18 protein-coding genes are annotated in these 19,319 nt (G+C 62.2%); 12 read left to right on the top strand and 6 right to left on the bottom strand.

Annotated features, from left to right (window positions below):
• Nucleotides 1-11 precede the first annotated feature (11 nt).
• The 3 genes from GH665_RS09575 to GH665_RS09565 all read right to left on the bottom strand — a co-directional run bounded on the left by GH665_RS09575 (nucleotide 12) and on the right by GH665_RS09565 (nucleotide 3,189).
• A complete protein-coding gene (locus tag GH665_RS09575; RefSeq protein ID WP_153135654.1) occupies nucleotides 12-1,412 on the bottom strand; it encodes an MFS transporter in 1,401 nt (466 codons plus the stop codon).
• Nucleotides 1,413-1,482: 70 nt separating this feature from the next.
• The gene (locus tag GH665_RS09570) at nucleotides 1,483-2,157 is read right to left on the bottom strand and encodes a GntR family transcriptional regulator (RefSeq protein WP_153135653.1); all 675 of its coding nucleotides are present in this window, start codon (nucleotides 2,155-2,157) and stop codon (nucleotides 1,483-1,485) included.
• Between the two features lie 111 nt (nucleotides 2,158-2,268).
• Nucleotides 2,269-3,189: a LysR family transcriptional regulator gene (locus tag GH665_RS09565; protein WP_153135652.1), complete on the bottom strand. Its 921-nt coding sequence runs from the start codon at nucleotides 3,187-3,189 to the stop codon at nucleotides 2,269-2,271.
• A 104-nt stretch (nucleotides 3,190-3,293) separates the two neighbouring features.
• On the opposite strand from GH665_RS09565, the gene GH665_RS09560 reads away from it, so the two are divergent.
• Genes GH665_RS09560 through GH665_RS09550 form a run of 3 tightly spaced genes read left to right on the top strand, consistent with a single transcriptional unit; the run spans nucleotide 3,294 to nucleotide 6,418 of the window.
• Entirely contained in the window at nucleotides 3,294-4,577 is a 1,284-nt protein-coding gene (locus GH665_RS09560) for an aromatic ring-hydroxylating oxygenase subunit alpha (RefSeq protein WP_153135651.1), read from the top strand.
• Nucleotides 4,574-5,074, top strand: coding sequence for an aromatic-ring-hydroxylating dioxygenase subunit beta (locus tag GH665_RS09555; protein WP_153135650.1), 501 nt, complete (start codon nucleotides 4,574-4,576; stop codon nucleotides 5,072-5,074). Before GH665_RS09560 ends, GH665_RS09555 begins: the two co-directional genes overlap by 4 nt.
• Nucleotides 5,075-5,101: 27 nt before the next feature.
• Nucleotides 5,102-6,418 (top strand): MFS transporter, encoded by a 1,317-nt coding sequence (locus GH665_RS09550; protein ID WP_153135649.1) that lies wholly within the window; start codon nucleotides 5,102-5,104, stop codon nucleotides 6,416-6,418.
• Nucleotides 6,419-6,425: 7 nt separating this feature from the next.
• Here the strand turns inward: GH665_RS09550 and GH665_RS09545 are convergent, their stop codons facing one another.
• Nucleotides 6,426-7,928, bottom strand: a complete 1,503-nt coding sequence (locus GH665_RS09545; protein ID WP_153135648.1) for a PAS domain-containing sensor histidine kinase — start codon at nucleotides 7,926-7,928, stop codon at nucleotides 6,426-6,428.
• Between the two features lie 248 nt (nucleotides 7,929-8,176).
• Here GH665_RS09545 and GH665_RS09540 point away from each other — a divergent pair, with 248 nt between their 5' ends.
• From GH665_RS09540 to GH665_RS09520, 5 genes are all read left to right on the top strand, one after another.
• A complete protein-coding gene (locus GH665_RS09540) occupies nucleotides 8,177-9,352 on the top strand; it encodes an acyl-CoA dehydrogenase family protein (RefSeq protein WP_153135647.1) in 1,176 nt (391 codons plus the stop codon).
• 48 nt (nucleotides 9,353-9,400) lie between these two features.
• On the top strand, nucleotides 9,401-9,778 hold the full coding sequence (locus tag GH665_RS09535; RefSeq protein ID WP_028198661.1) for a hypothetical protein: 378 nt from the start codon (nucleotides 9,401-9,403) through the stop codon (nucleotides 9,776-9,778).
• 23 nt (nucleotides 9,779-9,801) lie between these two features.
• Nucleotides 9,802-10,317, top strand: a complete 516-nt coding sequence (locus tag GH665_RS09530; protein ID WP_153135646.1) for a nuclear transport factor 2 family protein — start codon at nucleotides 9,802-9,804, stop codon at nucleotides 10,315-10,317.
• Nucleotides 10,314-11,441 (top strand): amidase, encoded by a 1,128-nt coding sequence (locus tag GH665_RS09525; RefSeq protein ID WP_153135645.1) that lies wholly within the window; start codon nucleotides 10,314-10,316, stop codon nucleotides 11,439-11,441. The genes GH665_RS09530 and GH665_RS09525 overlap by 4 nt, the downstream gene beginning before the upstream one ends.
• Nucleotides 11,442-11,511: 70 nt before the next feature.
• Nucleotides 11,512-12,255, top strand: a complete 744-nt coding sequence (locus GH665_RS09520) for an SDR family NAD(P)-dependent oxidoreductase (protein ID WP_153135644.1) — start codon at nucleotides 11,512-11,514, stop codon at nucleotides 12,253-12,255.
• Here the strand turns inward: GH665_RS09520 and GH665_RS09515 are convergent.
• Nucleotides 12,245-12,895, bottom strand: coding sequence for a response regulator transcription factor (locus tag GH665_RS09515; RefSeq protein ID WP_153135643.1), 651 nt, complete (start codon nucleotides 12,893-12,895; stop codon nucleotides 12,245-12,247). The two genes, GH665_RS09520 and GH665_RS09515, sit on opposite strands and share 11 nt — an antisense overlap.
• Before the next feature lie 294 nt (nucleotides 12,896-13,189).
• Here GH665_RS09515 and hpaC point away from each other — a divergent pair, with 294 nt between their 5' ends.
• On the top strand, nucleotides 13,190-13,729 hold the full coding sequence (gene hpaC, locus GH665_RS09510) for a 4-hydroxyphenylacetate 3-monooxygenase, reductase component (RefSeq protein ID WP_153135642.1): 540 nt from the start codon (nucleotides 13,190-13,192) through the stop codon (nucleotides 13,727-13,729).
• 43 nt (nucleotides 13,730-13,772) lie between these two features.
• Here hpaC and GH665_RS09505 read toward each other — a convergent pair whose 3' ends face one another.
• A complete protein-coding gene (locus GH665_RS09505; protein WP_153135641.1) occupies nucleotides 13,773-14,705 on the bottom strand; it encodes a LysR substrate-binding domain-containing protein in 933 nt (310 codons plus the stop codon).
• Between the two features lie 353 nt (nucleotides 14,706-15,058).
• Between GH665_RS09505 and GH665_RS09500 the strand changes: the two genes are divergently transcribed.
• From GH665_RS09500 to GH665_RS09490, 3 genes are all read left to right on the top strand, one after another.
• Entirely contained in the window at nucleotides 15,059-16,372 is a 1,314-nt protein-coding gene (locus GH665_RS09500; protein ID WP_153135640.1) for an MFS transporter, read from the top strand.
• A 45-nt stretch (nucleotides 16,373-16,417) separates the two neighbouring features.
• A complete protein-coding gene (locus tag GH665_RS09495; protein ID WP_153135639.1) occupies nucleotides 16,418-17,881 on the top strand; it encodes an amidase family protein in 1,464 nt (487 codons plus the stop codon).
• Between the two features lie 131 nt (nucleotides 17,882-18,012).
• On the top strand, nucleotides 18,013-19,215 hold the full coding sequence (locus GH665_RS09490) for a porin (protein ID WP_153135638.1): 1,203 nt from the start codon (nucleotides 18,013-18,015) through the stop codon (nucleotides 19,213-19,215).
• Nucleotides 19,216-19,319: the final 104 nt, after the last annotated feature.

Genomic DNA, 19,319 nt, shown 5'->3' with positions numbered 1-19,319 from the left:
TCCAGAAGCGGCTAAAGATGTTGTTTGCCGGGCATCTCGTGCCCGGTTGCGAGCGGGGGCGCATCCGTTTCCGGTGCGATGTCTTCCAGCGAACGTTGATTGGTTTCAATGCCAAACGCGACCAGTACCACCACGAGCACGGCGAGCGCGCCGACAATTACGGAGAGCACGTCCTTGATGCCGCCGGTGGCATACATCAGCACGACCACCTGCGGCGCGACGATACCCGCGAGGCGCCCGGAGCAACCGGCCACGCCGTTGGCGCGCATGCGATTTTCCGTCGCGAATAATTCCGGAATATAGGTGGCGATACCGAGCGCGACCATCAGATAGGTCAGCGTGAACAGAATGAAGCCCAGTAGCGTGGCCATCTGCACGCTGCTCGAGTGTCCGTACAACCAGCCGATGACGGCTGCCAGCGTGGCGACACCGATCAGGCCGTTCTTGCGCCCGACCCGGTCCGCGATCAGCACGCCAACGAGCGCGCCCGCCGGGCCGCCCAGCGACATCAACGCCGTGTAGCCGAGCGACGATGCGACGCCGATGCCCTGCTTCATCAGGAAGGTCGGCACCCAGACGATGAAGCCGTAGATCACGATATTGATCGCCACCTGCACGCAGATCGACAGGAACATGCGATGAAACAGAGGACGCTGGAACAGGTTCAGTAGCGTGGTGACCTGCGTGGCGGCGGGCTTCGATTCGGCGACCGGTGGCAACGCGCCCCCCGGCAGATCGCGCACGATCTCCGTTTCGATCGCGATGAGGAGCGCGTCGGCCTCCTCGTAGCGACCCTTCGATTCGAGCCAGCGCGGCGACTCCGGCATCTTCTTGCGAATCACCCAGATGATCAGCGCGCCGACGCCGACGATCCCGAACATGGCGCGCCAGCCGACCGAAGGAATGATCAGGAATCCGATAAATGTAGAGAAAAACAGGGCCGAATTCGTGATCAGCGAAAGATAGGCGGACCATTTACCGCGTACGGCGGGCGGAATGAACTCGCCGACCGAGCCATAGCCCACAACGATCTCCGCGCCGAGACCGAGGCCCATGAAGAAGCGGCAGACGATCAGCGAGGTCATATTGGGTGCGAGCGCGCCGGCAATCGAGGCGAGGCCGAAGATCAGCAGATTGAACTGGTAGGTAAACTTGCGGCCTTTGGCGTCGCCGAGCAGGCCTGCCGTCAGCGCGCCAAGCAGCATGCCGATGAAGGTCGACGACAGGAAGGTCGCGTTGAGCTGCATGGTCGACCAGCCGCTGCGGGTCAGTGCTCCCAGCACGCCACCGGCGAGGTAAATGTCGAATGAATCGAGAAACATCCCGCCGCCGATCAGCCACAGAATGCGGCGATGAAAGCGGGATATGGGAAGCCGGTCCAGTCTTGCGCCAGCGCTCACCGTCGTCATCATTCCTGTCTCCAATGTCGTTGATTGTCGGCGTCGCTCAGTCGTGGCCGCTGATTTGCGACGCAGGTTGCCGCTATTTCATCTTTGCCTTCATCTTCTCTTGTACCGATTGCTCTGCCGCAAGAATGTGGCAGCGTGTGATGGCCTCGGCCAGTGCCTGGTTGCGCTGTTCAAGCGCCTCGACGATCTCGACGTGCTGACGGGCACTGCGCCTGCGGTCGGCGGCGCCATACGTGTCGTACGTCCACTTGATCAGGGGCATCTCTTTCATCGACTTGAGCGCGTTGTCCAGCCGCACATTGCCGGCCGCTGCCGTCACGATGGCGTGAAAGGTGCCGTTCGCGGCAAACCATTGTTCGGTGGTCTCGGGGGTTGCCTCGAGCGTCGCGATGACACTCATCCGCTCGGCCAGCTCGACGAGCGTGCCGATGTCCTCCGCCGTAATGCGCAGCGCAGCGCGCCCCGCCAGATACGGCTCGACCAGCAGCCGCGCCTCGAAAATCTCCTCGACGTCGCGGGTCGACCAGTGCTTCACGCGGGCGCCGTAGTTCGGCTTGATCTCCAGCCAGCCTTCGGAAGCGAGGCGTTGCAGTGCTTCGCGCACCGGCGTGCGGCTCACCCCCATCGATTTCGCGATCTGGGCTTCGCGCAGGTATTCGCCCGGTGCGTACTGACTGTCGCCCAGCGCCTTTTTCAGCGTGGCGTAGACGTCTTCACCGGAAAACCGGCTGGCTGAGGCTTCTAACATTGTATGCAATGTTGGCGTTTCATCAGGTGTTTATGGCAATTTCTCGCCTTCCAATGCAAACATTGTATGCCATGTTGTTTCGATGCCGGCCCAGGGATTGTCCCGAGACGCTCAACGTTCGTCGAAACGCCGCACGATATCGCCCATCAGATTGCGCAACCATACGTTGCCTTCGTCCTGATCGAAATGCTCATGCCAGTGCATGGTGACAGCCGCCATTGGCAACGTGACAGGCAATTCGTAAAGCTGAAAGCCGCCGTCCCGATTGAAAATCTGGGCGAGACGCCGCGGCAGCGTGGCGAACAGATCGGTCACGGCAAGCACGCTCGGCAAGGCCACGAAATGCGGCAACTCCAGTGCAATATGCCGGCCCACGCCTTGCGCGCGAAACGCGTCGTCGAGCGCATAGTGGCTGTGTTCAACCGACGTGATCTGCACGTGCGATGCATCCAGAAACGCCTTCATGTCCAGCTCTTTCGCACGCGGCAAGCCGCGCCGCTTGCGCGTCATGCACACATAAGTCTCTTCGAATAACGGTTGATGACGCGTGCGCGCGGTCAGCGCCGGCAGATTGCCGATTGCAAAATCGAGCCGGCTGCCGCGCAATGCATCTTCAATTTCTTCTACGGGCAACGGTTCGATGCGCAATTTCACGCGCGGCGCCTGACGATGCAAGGCTTCGCAGATCGGCGGCAGGTACGCCAACTCCCCTGCATCGGATAGCGACAAGCGAAACGTGCGCGTGCTCACCGCCGGATCGAAATGCTCCGCGTAGCGGAGCGCTTCACGCACCGTATCCAGCGCCCGCGCGACGATGCCCGACAGCTCGAGCGCGATCGGCGTGGGCTGCATGCCGGCGCGAGTGCGAATGAACAGCGGATCGTCGAACAGGGTCCGCAAGCGCCCCAATGAATAACTGATCGCCGGTTGCGACAATGCAAGACGCTGACCGGCCCGCGTAAGGCTGCGCTCCTCGACGATCGCCTGGAAAACGCGCAGCAGATTGAGGTCGACGTGGTCCAGTGAATTCATCGAGATATCCATGAGATTGATCTTATATTTTATTTTAGATCAATTTGACGCATATCACTCGCTCAGCGAGACTTTGCTTCATCGACCACCCACATACCACTCCAATGAGCGATTCCTCCTATCAGACCGTCGATGCGAGCGCCTTGTATCAGCGCGCGCAGTCCGACCGCGTCGCCCCTTCGCTGTACTACGATCCAGCGGTTTTCGAAACCGAGCTCGAGCGTATTTTCTACAAGACGTGGATCTGGGTCGCGCATGAAAGCGAATTGCCGAATCCGGGTGACTTCCGCACCACCACGATCGGCCGTCAGCCGGTGATCGTGGTGCGCGACAAGAGCGGCGCCGTCAATGTGCTGCAAAACCGCTGCCGCCATCGCGGCGCGACGGTGTGCGAGCAGCACAAGGGCAACGCCAAAGGCTTCACGTGCCCGTATCACAGCTGGAGCTATGGTCTCGACGGCGCATTGCGCGCGCTGCCCTATGGCGACGGCTATGAAGGCGTGATCGACAAGACCGAGTTGCCCCTGGCGAGCCTGCGCGTGGGCATCTATCAAGGTCTGATCTTCGCGAGCTTCAATCAGGACATTGAACCGCTCGAGGATTTTCTCGGCGGCGCGAAGCCATGGATCGACCTGTTCATGAAGCAAGGCGCGGGTTATCCGATCAAGGCCAACGGCGAACATCGCTTCCGCTTTAACGGCAACTGGAAGATCCAGCTCGAAAACACCACCGACCTGTATCACTTCCCGGTGGTCCACAAGTCGTGGATGAAATCGATCGACGACGAAACGGCAGCCGCCATCACGAGTTTCATGACGAGCGACCAGGCATTTTGCCGCTCGCTCGGCAATGGCCATAGTCTCGCCGTGCTGGTGCCGGAACTCGTCGATCTCGACCGCGACGACGGCGCGCCGATTCCCGAACGTTTCGAGGAACTCGCCGCCACGCTCGCGAAAAAGCACACGCCCGACGAAGTGCGCCGCATCGTACGATCGTTGATGGGGGTCGGCTTCAACCTGAATCTGTTTCCGAACCTCGCGCTGTCGATGGCGTTTTTTCGCGTGCTGCGGCCCATTTCCGCGAACGAAACTGAAATTCGCCACGTGGCTCTGGCGATGGATGGCGGCCCCGAAGAAGCGAACCGCGTGCGCCTGCGCATTCACGAACACTTCCAGGGCCCATTCGGTTTCGGCAGTCCGGACGACGCCGAAGCATGGGAACGCGTGCAGCGCGGCTCGCATGCCGGCCCCGATCTGCCGATCCTCGTGAACCGCGGTCTGAATCGCGAAAGCACCGCGCCGAACGGCGAAAAGACCGCGCACGCCACCGATGAAACCGGCATGCGCGAAGCGTATGCGCAATGGCGCACGATGATGGAGCAAGCATGATGGACCAGAAGAACACACTGTTCTCGCAGCAGACCTTTGCCGGCGCGATCGAACTGATCTGGCGCGAAGCCGAGTTGCTCGACCGCAAGGACTATCGCGACTGGCTTTCGCTGTGGGACCCGGCAGGTTTCTATGTGGTGCCGATCGATCCCGCCACCACCGACTTCGCCGCCACGCTGAACTATGCCTACGACGATCAGGACATGCGCGAGAAACGCGTGCAACGCATGATGTCGGGCTACTCGGCCTCGGCAAGCGACGCCGCGCGCACCGTGCGCACCGTTTCGCGTTTCACGCTGACGAGCGATACGAGCGACGAGGTCGAGGTGAGCTCGGCGCAAATCATCGTCGCGTACAAGCGCGGCAAGTCGACCCTGTTCGCAGCGGATCTCACGCACCGTATCAGTTTCGCGAGCGGCGAGCCGCGTATCGCCCAGAAGGTCATCCGCCTGATCGATTCGACCGAGGCGCTCAGCGCCATCGGGTTCCTGTTGTAACTGACGACGATACCAGCGAGCACGACGATGCCAAACGACACGTTTTCTCCCACGGCCGGCTCGCCCGTCGCGCCCGCGGTGCCGGCCACCTCGCGCACCCTGCGGCGGATCATCGTCGCCTCCGTGCTCGGCAACGCGCTCGAATGGTATGACTTCTTTCTGTACGGCACGGCGGCGGCCCTGATCTTCGGGCCGCTGTTCTTCCCGCTGCACGGCGATCCGCTGATGGGCACGCTCGCCGCCTTCGCCGGCTTCGCGATCGGCTTCGTGGCGCGCCCGCTGGGTGGCATCGTGTTCGGCCACATCGGCGACCGGCATGGCCGCAAACGCGCGCTCGTCGTGACGCTGATGATGATGGGCGTGGCCACCTTCGGCATCGGTCTGTTGCCGACTTTCTCGCAGATCGGCTTTCTGGCGCCCGCCGCACTCGTCTGTTTGCGGATCGTCCAGGGCATCGCGTCGGGCGGCGAATGGGGCGGCGGCGTGCTGCTGATCAGCGAGAGCGCGCCGGCCAATCGCCGCGGCTACTATGCCTCGTTCAGTCAACTGGGCGTGGCGGGCGGCTTCGTGCTGTCGGCAGCGGCGTTCTATCTGGTGCAGCGCTTGCCGGTCGAGAGCTTCATGTCCTGGGGTTGGCGCGTGCCGTTTCTCGCGAGCGTGCTGATCTTCGGCGTCGGTGTCTATATTCGCCGGCGTCTGCCGGAGAGCCGCGACTTCACCGCGGCGAAACCGAAGCACATGCCGATGCTGACCGTACTGCGCAATCACCCCAAGCAGGTGGTGCAGGCCATGGGGCTGCGTGTCGCCGAAAACGGCGGCACGTACATCTTCCTGTCGTTCGTGCTGGTGTACGGCAAGACGATCGGCGTGCCGGTTTCGGTGATGCTCGGCGGCGTGATGATCGCCATGCTGCTCGAACTCGTCACGATCGTGCTGTGGGGCAGACTATCGGATGCGATCGGACGCCGGCCGGTGTATATGATCGGCGCGCTCGGCCTCGTCGTGATTGCGTTTCCGGCGTTCTGGCTGATCGATACGCACGAACCGCTGCTGGTGTTTCTGTCGCTGGCGCTCGGCCTGCCCTTCTGCCACGGCGCGATGATCGGCACGCAGCCCGCATTGATGGGCGAACTCTTTCCTACCGAGGTCCGCTATTCGGGCATGGCGCTGGGCCACGAAATCGCTTCGGTATTTTCCGGCGGACTCGCGCCGCTGGTCGCAATCGCGCTGTATTCGAAGGTGCATGCGCCGTGGCCGGTTGCGTTGATGCTGATCGGCTTCGGCCTCATCACCGCGATCACCCTTGCGACCATTCCGAAACACGTCAACACGACGCATGATTGAAATGCGATCAGCCGCGAGGCGCGACGACAAGCGGCAGCGTAAAGCTGCATTGAAGGCCGCCTTGCCGCGCCGGTTTGGCCCAGATTTCGCCGCCATGCCGCGTGACGATGTTCTTGCACAGCGACAAACCGATCCCATTGCCGCCCGCCTTCGACGAAGAAAAACCGTCGAACAGCCGGGCATGAGCGTCGGCGGGCACGCCAGGGCCGTTGTCGATCACCTGCGCCAGCACGAGCTTGCCCCGCAAGCTGGTGACAAGGCGCAACTCACGGCGCTGTGTGACCGCATTAATGCCTTCCACCGGGCATTGGGTCAGCGCCTCGATCGCATTGAACGCCAGATTCAGCACCACCTGGCCGATCAGCACACGCTCGCAGTACACCGGCAAGGCTTCAGGCGCCTGCTCGATCGAGACTGTCACGCCCGCCTCTCTCGCCCGCAATTCGACGAAGTACGCGACGTCCGCGACGATGTCGCGCAAATCCGCATACGTCTCGCTCGACTCCCGCTTGACGATGTAATCCCGCACGCTTTTGATGATGACCGCTGCGTGCTCGGCCTCACGATCGGCGCTACGCAGGCCCCACAACGCGTCGTCGATGGAATCGGGTTGGGCGAGCCGCCGGATCGCGCCTTCGATGAAATTACGTACCGCGGCGAGCGGCTGACTCAACTCGTGTGCAATGGCGGTTGCCATTTCTCCCATCGCGTTGTAGCGCCCCGCGTATTCCAGCAGCCGGGCCTCGTGACGGCGCGCCTCTTCAACGGCGACTTCGTCCGTGATATCGCGAAAGTGCAGCAGGCGGCCGTTGAGGTCGTCTTCGATTTCGATTCTTCTGCATGTGATGCGCAACCAGCAGGGCGTGCCGTCGCGGCGCGTGATGCGATAACGCTGCGGCGCCGAAGGCTGAATACGCGGCGCGCCGGCGAGCTGTTCGAGCAGCCGGTCGCGATCGGACTCGCTGCAATAGTCGAGCACGTCGCCCATTGGCGCGCCCTCTTCCAGACCCAGCACGCGCCGTCCGGATTCGCTGACGAACTCCACTTCGCCCCTGGGTGTCAGAACGGCGACGCCCTCGCTCAGATCCTGCATGAATTCCCGCAACCGCGATTCGTAGCGGCGCAGCGTCTGCTTGAGCGTGTCCTCGACGCTGATGTCGCGGAACTGCACCATTACCACCGCTCGCTCACGCAGCGGCACGTAGGTGGCAATCGCCTCGGACAACATATCGGCCCCGTTACGCGAGCGGTAGCACCACTCGTAGACCTGCGGGCCCTCGGTAATCGCACGGTCCATGGCGCCGACGCCGATCTCGCGCCGGTACTTCGGCACCGGCCGGGTCATGTCTTTTGCCTTGAGCGGCAGCAGTTCTTCGAGCGTAAAGCCGAGCGCCTCGCAGGCCGCGCGATTGGCCCAGACAATTGCCTTCGTGTCGGCGTCGTGCAGCAACACGCACAGCGTGAGCGCGTCGAGCAGGCGGTGGAAATCTTCTTCGGCGGGGAAATTCATCGGGCGGGACGGCAGAAAAATTCGATCACGTATGGCATGGAACATAACACCAGTTCGCCGGATTCGCGTCTGAAGATTTCTTTAGTTGCCCCCGGCGCATTACCTAAAAACGCCTCCCGCGTCCCAATTGAAGCGTTCTTTTTGCATTTCTAGACTGACCTCACTCTGCACGCATCGTCACCCATTTCAGCGCCCACGACCTGCTGCCTCGAGTTTCAGCCCATAACGAATCAAGGAGATGCCCCGCCATGTCAGACACCGCCACCGACACTGTTGCCGCCGACGCGCACGCCAGCCGCGATGCAACACGCTTGCCGCTCGCCGATGTCATCGCCGAAATCGCCGTGCGTCGCGAAGAGTTCGAGCGCCTGTCACATGTGCCGCGCGACCTGATTGCAAAACTCAAACAGGCGGGCGTGTATCGCGCGGCCACACCGCGATGCTTTGGCGGCGACGCGCTCGCGCCCACCGCGTTCCTCGACATGATTGAACGCATCGCGGTCGCGGACGGCTCGGCAGCATGGGTGGCGAGTTTCGGCTCGGCCAACGTGTATCTCGCGGCGCTGCCGCTCGCCACTCAGGCGCACATCTACGCCGACGGCCCCGATCAGGTGTTTGCCGGCGGCCTCTTCCCGGTTCAACCCGCGCAACCCGCCGACGGCGGCTGGCGCGTGAACGGCACCTGGAAGTTCGCGAGCGGCTGCAAGGGCGCGGATTGGCTCGGCGTGGGCATCAGTACCGGCGCCCCGGGCGTACCCGGCAAACCTCGCACCGCCGTGTTTCGTCCGCATCAGGTGGAGATCGTCGAAAACTGGGATGTGGTCGGCATGCAAGGCACCGGCAGCCACGATCTGCGCGTCACCGATCAGTTCGTCGCCGACGACTGGACCTTCGTGCGCGGCGGCGAACCGTGCGTGGACGAACCGCTGTATCGCTACCCGACGATCGCCTACGCGGCGCAGGTGCTGGCCGTGGTCAACCTGGGCCTCGCGCGCGCCGCACTCGATGTCGCCAACCAGATGGCCGGCGGCCGCAAGACCACGACCGGCGCGCCGCAACTCGCCGACCGCGCGTACTACCGGATCGAACTGGCGAAAGCCGAGGCGCAATTGCGTTCGGCCCGTGCGTTCTTCTACGACGCCACCGACACGGTCTGGCAATCGATCCTGGCCGGCAACCCCGTGACACCGGAGCAAACCAGCCTGCTGCGCCTTGCCGCAACGCAGATCGCCCGCGAAGGCGCCGAGGTCGTGCAGCGCGCCTACCGGCTCGGCGGCACGATGGCGATCTACCGCACGCACCCGTTGCAACGCTTGCTGCGCGACGCGATGGTGGTCACCCAGCACGCGTTTCTCGGCGAAGGCAACTACGACGGCGCCGGCGCGGTGTTCGTCGGCGTTCCGCCGATTCCGGGCTACCTGTAAGCTATTTTTCGCCTTTGCCCTTCAAACGATTTCATGGAGAACTACCCAATGTCCGATAACCCGAAGCTGCCCTTGCGTGTTCTGTTCTGCTGCGGCGTCACGCAAAATTTCTTCGACTTGCCGCGCGAGAAGATCGGTGAAGTCTGGCAGGCCTACGGCAAGATGCTGGCCGCGCTCGAATCGATGGAGGGTGTCGACGTGCTCGGCATCATGGACGACGACCGGCTTACCGTCGGCAGCGCTGACAACGCACCGTGGACCTTCTACATCATGGCCGACGTGCGCGACTTCGATACGACGGTCGCGGTGTGCAATCTGTTTCGCACTACCCCGGTCGGCGAGTACAACCTGTGGCGCTATGGCAAGATCGAAGCGCGCGTCGGCCGCGCGCTGGCCGTGCCGCCCCAGCATGCCAACGCGGCCTGACGACAATGCCGGAGCACGATGCGATGAACGGGACGCCCGCTACGCTGGCCATGTTGACCGAACGGCTCGCCGCGCTCGAAGCCGAATCCGCGGTGCGCCGCACGATGGCGCGCTATATGGCGCTATGCGATGTGCCCTCGGGGGCGCTCGAAGGTGAGACGCTTGCGGCTCTCTTTGCTGAAGACGCGATCTGGGAAGGCATCGGCCCGCAGTACGCGAGCAAGTTCGGCCGCCTCAACGGCCACGCGCAAATTCTCGCGATGCTGACGCGCTACTTGCCGCCGTCGCCGCATTTCGCGGTGAATGTGCACTTCCTCACGTCGGAAACCATCGAGGTGCAAGGCACAACCGCGAGGGGCCGCTGGATCATGCTGCAGGCGTCCGGCTATGTCGACGCGCCGGCAGAATTGATCTCGGCGCGGCTAGAGGTGGATTTCGCATCCGCCGGTAACGGCCGCGACTGGCTCATCAAACACTTTCGCACCGAACGTCTTTTCGATGCGCCCTGGCAAGTCAATGCGAGGAAACCGAATCCATGAATGAGTTTATCCAGACCTTGTCGTTAGGTGGCGCCGGCCCCAGCATCGCGATCAAGGACACGATCGATATCGCCGGCTACGCAACCACGGCCGCGAGTCGCGCGTTGGCCGATACGCCTCCGGCGGACCAGCACGCGGAAGTCGTGGCACGATTGCTCGATGCCGGCTGGCATATTGTCGGCAAGGCCAATATGCACGAGCTCGCGTTCGGCATGACCGGTATCAACGACTACACCGGCACGCCGCAAAATCCGCAGGACGCCGCGCGTATTCCCGGCGGCTCGTCGAGCGGTTCGGCGGCGGCCGTCGGCTTGAAACTGGCCGATGCCGCGCTCGGCACGGACACCGGCGGCTCGATTCGCGGCCCCGCTGCATGTTGCGGCGTGATCGGTTTGAAGCCGACCTACGGGCGCGTATCCCGGCGCGGCGTGGCGCCACGTGAATCGACGCTCGATTGTGTCGGACCGTTCGCGCGCGACATGCGGATGATCGTCGCCGCGATGCAGGCAATCACCGCCAACTTCGACCTGCATGCCGCCCAGGCGCCGCAAACCGGCATGTGCAACGTCGGTATCGTGGAGGTCGACGCAACACCGGCAATCCTCGGCGCCGTTGCGCGCGCAGCGAACCAGAGCGGCTGCAATGCTCACACGGTAAAACTCACGGGCTTTGCCGAAGCCTTCGAAGCGGGCCTCGCGATCATCAATGTCGAGACCTCGCAAGCGTTCGGCCACCTCGTGGCAAGCGGCAAGCTCGGCGCCGACCTCGACGCACGGCTGCGCGCCGCGGCTAAAACGACAAGCGCGCAACGCGATGCGGCGGAATCGGTACGACGGCAATTCACCGCGGCGGTCGATCACGCGCTCGAAAGCGTGGACGTACTGATTCTTCCCACGCTGCCCGCGCTGCCCATCACGCTCGCTGAGGTGCGCAGCGGCACCTCGGTCATCGGCATGTCGTCGCTGATCCGGCCGTTCAATCTGAGCGGCCATCCGGCACTGAGCTTGCCCTTGCCTGTCGACGGTTCGCCGCTCAAGGCGGCCTTGCAGATCGTCGGACGCAAAGGTGCGGATGAACAGGTCTGTGCGATAGCAGCGCGCTTCGAAGCGGCACTCGCCGCGTGAAGTCGCCCAACGAAACCGGCAACGCACCAGGCCGCTATAGAAGCCGCAGTTTTCTCAAGGAGTAGAAACAATGCAGAAGCGAGTTGTACTCGTTACCGGCGCCGCACGCGGTCTCGGCGCCGCCATTGCCACGCGTTTTCACGCAGCGGGTTACGCGGTTGCGATCGGCGACATTGCGGTCGACGCCGCGCAAGCCCTCGCCCATGAATTGAGCGCGGACGGTTCAAGCGCCTTCGCGCTGAATCTCGACGTCACCTCGAAACACGCATTCGAATCCGCCCGCGATGCAATCCTGCAACGCTGGGGCCGCATCGACGCATTGATCAACAATGCAGGCGCATCCAAAGTCGTCCCCGTGATGGAGATCACCGGCGAGCAGTTCGATCAGGTGATCAACGTGAATCTGCGCAGCGTGCTGTTCGGCTGCCAGGTATTCGGCCAGCATTTCGCCGATGCCGGCGTGGGTCGCATCGTCAACATCGCCTCGCTGGCCGGTCAGAACGGGGGATCGGCAACCGGCGCGCACTATGCGGCGGCCAAAGGCGGCGTGATCACGTTGACCAAGGTGTTCGCGCGCGACCTCGGTGCAGCGGGCGTGACTGTCAATGCGATTTCACCCGGACCGATGGATCTGCCGATCGTGCACGAGAGCGTCGCACCCGACAAGCTGAAGGCAGTCATCGCGAACATCCCTGCGGGACGTCTGGGCTCCGCGGAGTATGTCGCCGATGTCGCGATCATGCTGGCGGCTGAGAATGCTTACTTTGCCAACGGTGCGTGCTGGGACGTGAATGGCGGCTTGTTCATGCGTTGAATCCGTCCTGGTCCCACACGGCCATCACGTCACGTACCAGCATCGCGATCGACGCCGCGCCGAGCTTGTCCTTGATGCTTGCGCGATGTACGTCGACGGTCTTCACGCTGATCGACAGATCGGAGGCGATGCGCTTGCTGCCCTTGCCGTCGATCACGCCGCGCAGCACTTCTTTTTCGCGTGCCGTCAGCGATTCCAGCCGCTTCCTCAACTCGCGCTGCTTCTGGTCGGCGGCGTGACGAGATTCGGCCAGTTTCAACGCGCGTTGCACGCGATCGAGCATCTGCTGCGAGTTATACGGCTTCTCGACGAAATCGATCGCACCGTTTTGCAACGCGCGCACCGACATCGGAATATCGCCGTGGCCGCTGACAAAAATGATCGGCAGCGTCGCGCCTTGGCGGTTCAGCTCCGCTTGCACGTCGAAGCCGCTTTGCTGCGGCATACGCACATCGAGTACCAGACACGCGGGCACGCCAGGATCGAAAGCGCTCAGGAATTCGCTGGCATTGGCGAAACCCGCCGACTTCACGCCCACCGATTCGAGCAACCATGCGAGCGAGGTGCGCATGCCGTTGTCGTCGTCGACGATGTAGACGATCGGTGCGGGGGACGGAGCGGACTGAGACGGGTGGGACATGGAGTAAGCCGGAGCGGTTCGGGAGTGTGCGACTCGAAGGTGCGACTCGAAGCGTCATGCCGGCTCATGATAACCAGTGGAAAAAGTGCTGCAAAGCGATAGTTACCCTGTAGCGCGGATTAATGTCCCATGCCTGCCCCTCACGCGCTCGCGGTTCGAACACGCATTAGGGAAAGCTTTAGACAGATTGGGAAAGACGCGCCCCTGCTCACCGCTCACGCGGATTTTTTTCCGCACCTGGATTGATTACGCTTGAATCCAGATCCCTGCCGCGACTCCCGAGGACTTTAGACCATGAAGCCGAATCCGCAATCGATTCCTGTCGCCGACACTGAGCTGGCGACAAAACAGCAATTCCGTCAAGCCATGGCGCATCTGTCCGCAGCCGTGAACGTGATCACCACGGCCGGCCCGCATGGACGCTGCGGGGTGACTGCAAGCGCGGTGTGTTCCGTCACCGATACACCGCCTACGCTGCTCGTCTGCCTGAACCGTTCGAGTGCGATGCACGCCACCTTCGAGCGCAACCGTCATGTTTGCATCAACGTGCTTCCGGGCGAACACGAACTGCTTGCGCGTCATTTCGCAGGCATGACGCAGGTGCCGATGGAAGAACGTTTTGGTTGGCCGATCTGGGACGACGGCACGCATGGCGTGCCGGTCTTGCGCGATGCGCTTGCGAGTCTCCAGGGTGAGATTGTCGACCTGAAGGAAGTGGGTTCGCACTCGGTGATGTTCGTCAAAACCACCTGTATCAGCGTACGCGCGGACGGCGACGGCCTGATCTATTTCGATCGCAACTTCCACCGCATCAAGCGCCCGGCGCCCCAGTGAGCGCAGCCGGGTTATTGGAGTGAAACGATGGCGCGTGGCTCGCTCAAACAACGCCTGCGCTATCGGTATCGAATTGAAACGACGGCACCGCCGCGACCGCTTCGACGAAACAGTCGATCAGATAATCGCAGGCCGATGTGTTCAGCGCGTCGCGCCGCGAGATGATGCCCACCGACACGCGCGGCAATGGTTCACGCACGGGTATCGATATGATCCGCTCGCGAATCCAGTCGGTTTCCAGAAAGCTCTTCGGACAACATGACAGCAGATTGCTTTTCACCGATAGCGAAAAACTCGCACTGAACGAGCTGCACTCCACCACCACGTTTGGCGCCTTTGCGCCATGCCGCACAAAAAAATCCTGGAGCGACTGACCGATGCTTTCGGGCGTGGTGTTCAACATCCACTCCGTGCCTTCCAGCTCCGCGATCGATTCGGCCTTCGCCAACGGGTGCCCTTTGCGAGCAGAAATGATCAGCTCGCCTTCGAGCAACGAGCGGAACACGAATTCCGGCGCGAGCTTCTTTTCATCGACGATAGCGATCACGAAATCGAGCGAGCCGTCGCGCAAGCGGGCCAATGCCGCCGTCAGAAAACCCTCCTGAACCGAGAGCCGCGTCTTCGGCATGCGCTGCCGGAACGAGTGAATGGCGCGCGACAGAAACTTGAGCGATACCAGGGGAGTGACCGCACACGACACGGTACCACCCGCCTGACCGGATAGTTGAATCACATCGTCCTTCGCGTGCTGCATCTCCGCGAGGATGAGTCTTGCGCGCGCACACACGGCCTGGCCGAACTGGGTGAGTTGCGCACCGCGCGCGCTGCGCAACACCAGTGGCACGCCCAATTCCTGTTCGAGCTCGCGAATCGCCTTGGTCAACGCGGGCTGGGACAGGCACACCGTTCTGGCAGCAGCGCGAATGCTGCCGTGCTGGGCTATCGCCACTAATGCGCGCAACTGGTTGTATTTCACGGATAAGCGGCCGGATAAGCGATTAGAGAAAAATGACCACGGTCAGCTTCAGTCAGCGGCTGACAGCCTGAATCGATGGTACACCGCGAGAAACATGCCGGCCATGCTCCCAAATACCCATTGCCGTGCGGACCCGTGAGCCTCGACGCCAGCCCCAGCCGGGCGCGATAACCCAGCGTTATCACAATAAGAAAAAGCAAATCCAGAACGCTTTTTTGACTCCCTAGACTTTTCCTGTCGTCGTCATTGAAGGCGCTCTGCTCGATAGTCTGCTCGATAGAAGCGCTCTCGAACCGAGTGCGCCGTGCTATCGAAGCATCACGGATTGATTCACCTCCAGAGGGATCCCGTTCATGAAGTCATCTTCACTCAGTTCCCCGCTGTACGATGCCAGTCAAAGTGCGGGGCACGGCGCATCGACCCGCGGACTGATCGTCGCGACTACCATCGGCAACGCGTTCGAGTTCTTCGATCTCACCGTCTACAGCTTCTTCGCCGTGCTGTTCGGCAAACTGTTCTTCCCGCTTGCCTCGTCGCAACAGCAACTATTACTCTCCGTCGGCACATTCGGCATCGGCTTCATTGCACGGCCGCTCGGCGGGGTGCTATTCGGCGTGCTGGCCGACCGCTTCGGCCGCATTGCAGCGATGAACCTGACGCTCGTAACCATGGCCGTCGGCACCGGCCTGATCGGTGTGATGCCCACCTACGCGCAAATCGGCATCGCCGCGCCGCTCGCGATCGTCGCCGCGCGTTTGCTGCAGGGCTTTTCCGCCGGCGGTGAGGTCGGTGTCGCAACTACGCTGCTCGCGGAACGCGCTTCTTCCGGCCGGCGCGGTTACATCACGAGCTGGCAGTTCGCGAGCCAGGGTGCAGCGGCGCTGGCCGGCTCGCTGGTGGGTTTTCTGCTGTCGCACTACCTCGACAAGGCGTCGCTCGAATCCTGGGGATGGCGCATTCCGTTTCTTGCGGGTGTGCTGATCGCACCGCTCGGCCTGTATCTGCGCTCGCGGCTGGGCGGTGAAGCGGACGCGCCTGCCGACTCCGCGCGCGATTCCGCCGGTGTACTGAAGACCGTTTTGCAACGGGACTGGCGTCTCGTCCTGGTGGCCCTTCTGCTGGTGGTCGGCGGCACCTCGGCGCATTTCATCGTGATCTATTACATGTCGACGTATGCGATCAAGGTGCTGCATCTGCCGATGGACGCCGCGCTCTGGTGCGGAATTCTGGCCGGCGCGGTGATGCTGGTGATGTCCCCGGTGGGCGGCATCTGGTCCGACATGTTCGGCCGCAAACGCGTCGCCTTCATTTCGCGCGTGCTTCTGACCGTGCTGATTCTGCCGGGGTTCTATCTGATCCAGCATTCGCCTTCGACGGGCACCTTGTATCTGGTGGTGTGCGCACTCGCCGCGCTGCATTCCGTCAACGCAGGCGCGAACGGCGCGATGCTGCCGGAGATGTTCCCGCGCAGCACGCGCGCAACCGGGCTTTCGATTGCGTACGCCGCGGGCGTATCCATCTTCGGCGGCTTTGCACAATTTATCGTGACATGGCTGATCCAGGCGACCGGCAATCCGGCTGCGCCCGCCTGGTACGTCATCGTCTGCGGCGTGCTTTCGCTGGTCGCGCTGCTGTTCGTGGCCGACCGCACCCGGCAGGACATCTAGGCGCACACAAGCACGTCATTCACCTTTCAACACCACGAAATTCTCATGTCAGACACTCTTCATGCCGATGCACCGCTCGCCGCAGGTAGCGAACTTTGCGACCTGTCCGCCCTCACTTTGCTCGATCTGCAACGAAAAAAAGCCGTGAGTGCCGTCGAGATATTGAATGCGCACCTGTCGCGTATCAATGCCGTGAACCCGCAGGTCAATGCACTCGTCACCCTCGCCGACGAAGCCACCTTGAAAAGCCGTGCCGCGGATATCGACGCGCTATGGGCGCGCGGCGTCTGGCAAGGTCCCTTGCATGGCCTGCCGGTTTCGCAAAAGGACCTGACCGCGACGCGCGGCGTGCGCACCACCTTCGGCTCGAAAATCTTCGAACATCACGTGCCTGAACACAGCGCCTTGATCGCGCGCCGCTGCGATGCCGCCGGTGCACTGATGATCGGCAAGTCGAACACGCCTGAACTCGGCTCGGGTTCGCACACCTTCAACGACGTGTTTGGCGTGACGCGCAATCCGTGGGACCTGAGCAAATCCGCGGGCGGCAGCAGCGGCGGCGCAGCCGCCTCCGTCGCCTGCGGCATGAATCCGCTCGCTTGCGGCAGCGACATGGGCGGCTCGCTGCGCAATCCGGCCGCGTGGAATGCAGTGGTGGGTTTGCGCCCGTCACCGGGACGCGTGCCGCGTGCGCCGGATTCGAACGGCTGGGCGACGCTCGGCGTAGACGGGCCGATGGCACGCGATGTCGCCGACACGGCCTTGCTGCTCAGCGCGATTTCCGGTCCTTCCGGCGAAACTGCGACTGAGATCAGCGAGCCCGGTTCACGTTTCGCGCAGCCATTGCAACGCGACTTTCGCGGCACGCGCATCGCCATGTCGGTGCAGCTCGCCGGTCTTGCTGTCGACCCCGAGATTCAGCGAACCGTGCAGGCACAGGCGGCGATCTTCGAGTCGATGGGTTGCGAGGTGGAATTCGCCGACCCCGATCTCGGCGATGCCGAGGACGTGTTTCGCATCGAGCGCGCGTGGATGATCGGCAGCCTTGTCGACCGGCTCGATGCCGATGCACGCGCCCAGCTGAAGCCGGAAATCGAAGCCGAGTGCCGCCTGCACAGGTCGCTGTCCGCAGCGGATCTGGGCGACATGTTCGTGCGAAAGACAGCGTTGTTCGAGCGCATGCGCCGCTTCATGGACAACCACGCGTACTACGTGCTGCCCGCCACGCAGATGCTGCCTTTCGACGCCGATCTGCGCTGGCCCACAGAATTCATGGGTACACGCTACGACTCGTACATCGACTGGATGCGCATCTGCTGGTATCTGTCTTCCACCGAATCGCCGGTACTCGCTCTGCCCTGCGGCTTTAGCGCATCGGGCTTACCAATCGGCCTGCAAATCGCCGGACGCTTTCGCGACGACTGGGGTCTGTTGCAATTCGGTCACGCCTATGAGGCCGCCGCGGCACACGAGAGGATTCGGCCGCCGCTTATCGCCGGGCGTCATTAACCGCCGCTCACTCTGAGTTTTTTCCAGTAGCCGGTTTCGCCGCCGGCTGCTGGCAGGCAAACAACGCGTGGCTCGCGGGAGCCCACACGTCCGTCACTTTTCGCACTTCTCTAACTTGAGCGTCAGACCACATGAAAAAAACGCTACTGGCAGTATGCCTCGCCGCCCCCTTTCCGGCCGTGGTTCATGCACAGAGTGCCGTCACGCTATACGGCATTATCGATGAAGGGGTGAGTTATACGAGCAACGCGGCGACGGTCAACGCCAACGGCAGCATCTCGGGTCACAGCGCGGTTCGCCTGCTCAGCGGCGTGATGCAGCAAAGCCGCTGGGGCATGCGCGGCGTGGAAGACCTTGGCGGCGGCATGAAAGCGATCTTCATGCTGGAGAATGGGTTCGACGCCAGCACCGGCAAGCTCGGCCAGGGGGGACTGCTGTTCGGCAAGAAGGCCTGGGTGGGTTTGTCGGGTCCGTTCGGCACGGTGACGCTCGGCCGTCAATACGATACGAACGTCGATATCCTTGGACCGTTCGAGGTCGGCGATCAGTGGGGTGGCTATATGGTTGCGCATCCCGGCGATCTCGACAACTTCAACAACACGAACTCGACGAACAATGCGATCAAGTTCACCAGCAACACTTATGGCGGATTGACGGTTGAAGGCATGTACAGCCTGGGCGGCGTGGCGGGCGACTTCTCGCGTAACCGGATCTGGTCGGTGTCGGCCGGGTATGTGAATGGACCGTTGGCGCTTGGTGTCGGTTATCTCGATGTCGCCAATCCGAACACGTCGTTCTTCGGCAGTACCGGTAGTCCCGCGGCTAGCGTGAATGGCCTGCCTGGCAGCAATATGGTGTCGCCGGTCTATTCCGGATACGCGTCGGCGAAATCGCTGCATGTGATTGGTGCTGGGGCGTCTTATCTGTTCGGTGCCGCTACGTTCGGCGCGACGTATTCGAATACGAGTTTTCGCGATCTCGGGGATCTTGCTTCGGGGCCGAATCCTGCCGGGTTGAGTGGCAATTCCACGTTGAATAATGCGGAAGTGAGTTTCAAGTATCAGATCACGCCTGATCTGCTGTGCGGTGTGGCGTATGACTATACGAAGGGAAGTTCAGTTAAGGGGCTGACGGGGGCGACCTATCAGCAGGTCGCTTCGGGGGTCGATTACTTTGTTTCGAAGCGTACCGATGTGTATCTGATTGGGGTTTATCAGAAGGCCTCCGGCACGGATTCGACTGGGCGGCAGGCTGTGGCCGCTGTTAATGGGCCTTCTGCGTCGGCTGATGATAAGCAGGCTGTTGTGAGGATTGGGATGCGGCATAAGTTTTGAATTTTTTTGTGGTCGTGGTGTTGGTCTTTTGGCCTTTGGCCTTTCCTTGCTGTGTTAGTGGTCTATTAGCGTTGCCCCTGTGCGGGGCGGCACTTACTTTCTTT

Origin of the sequence: Paraburkholderia agricolaris, from assembly GCF_009455635.1 — a bacterium.
In the GTDB taxonomy this organism is placed as follows: Bacteria; Pseudomonadota; Gammaproteobacteria; order Burkholderiales; family Burkholderiaceae; genus Paraburkholderia; species Paraburkholderia agricolaris.
The sequence above is the reverse complement of the archived record's forward strand: the minus strand, read 5'-3'. Positions and strand labels throughout refer to the sequence as shown.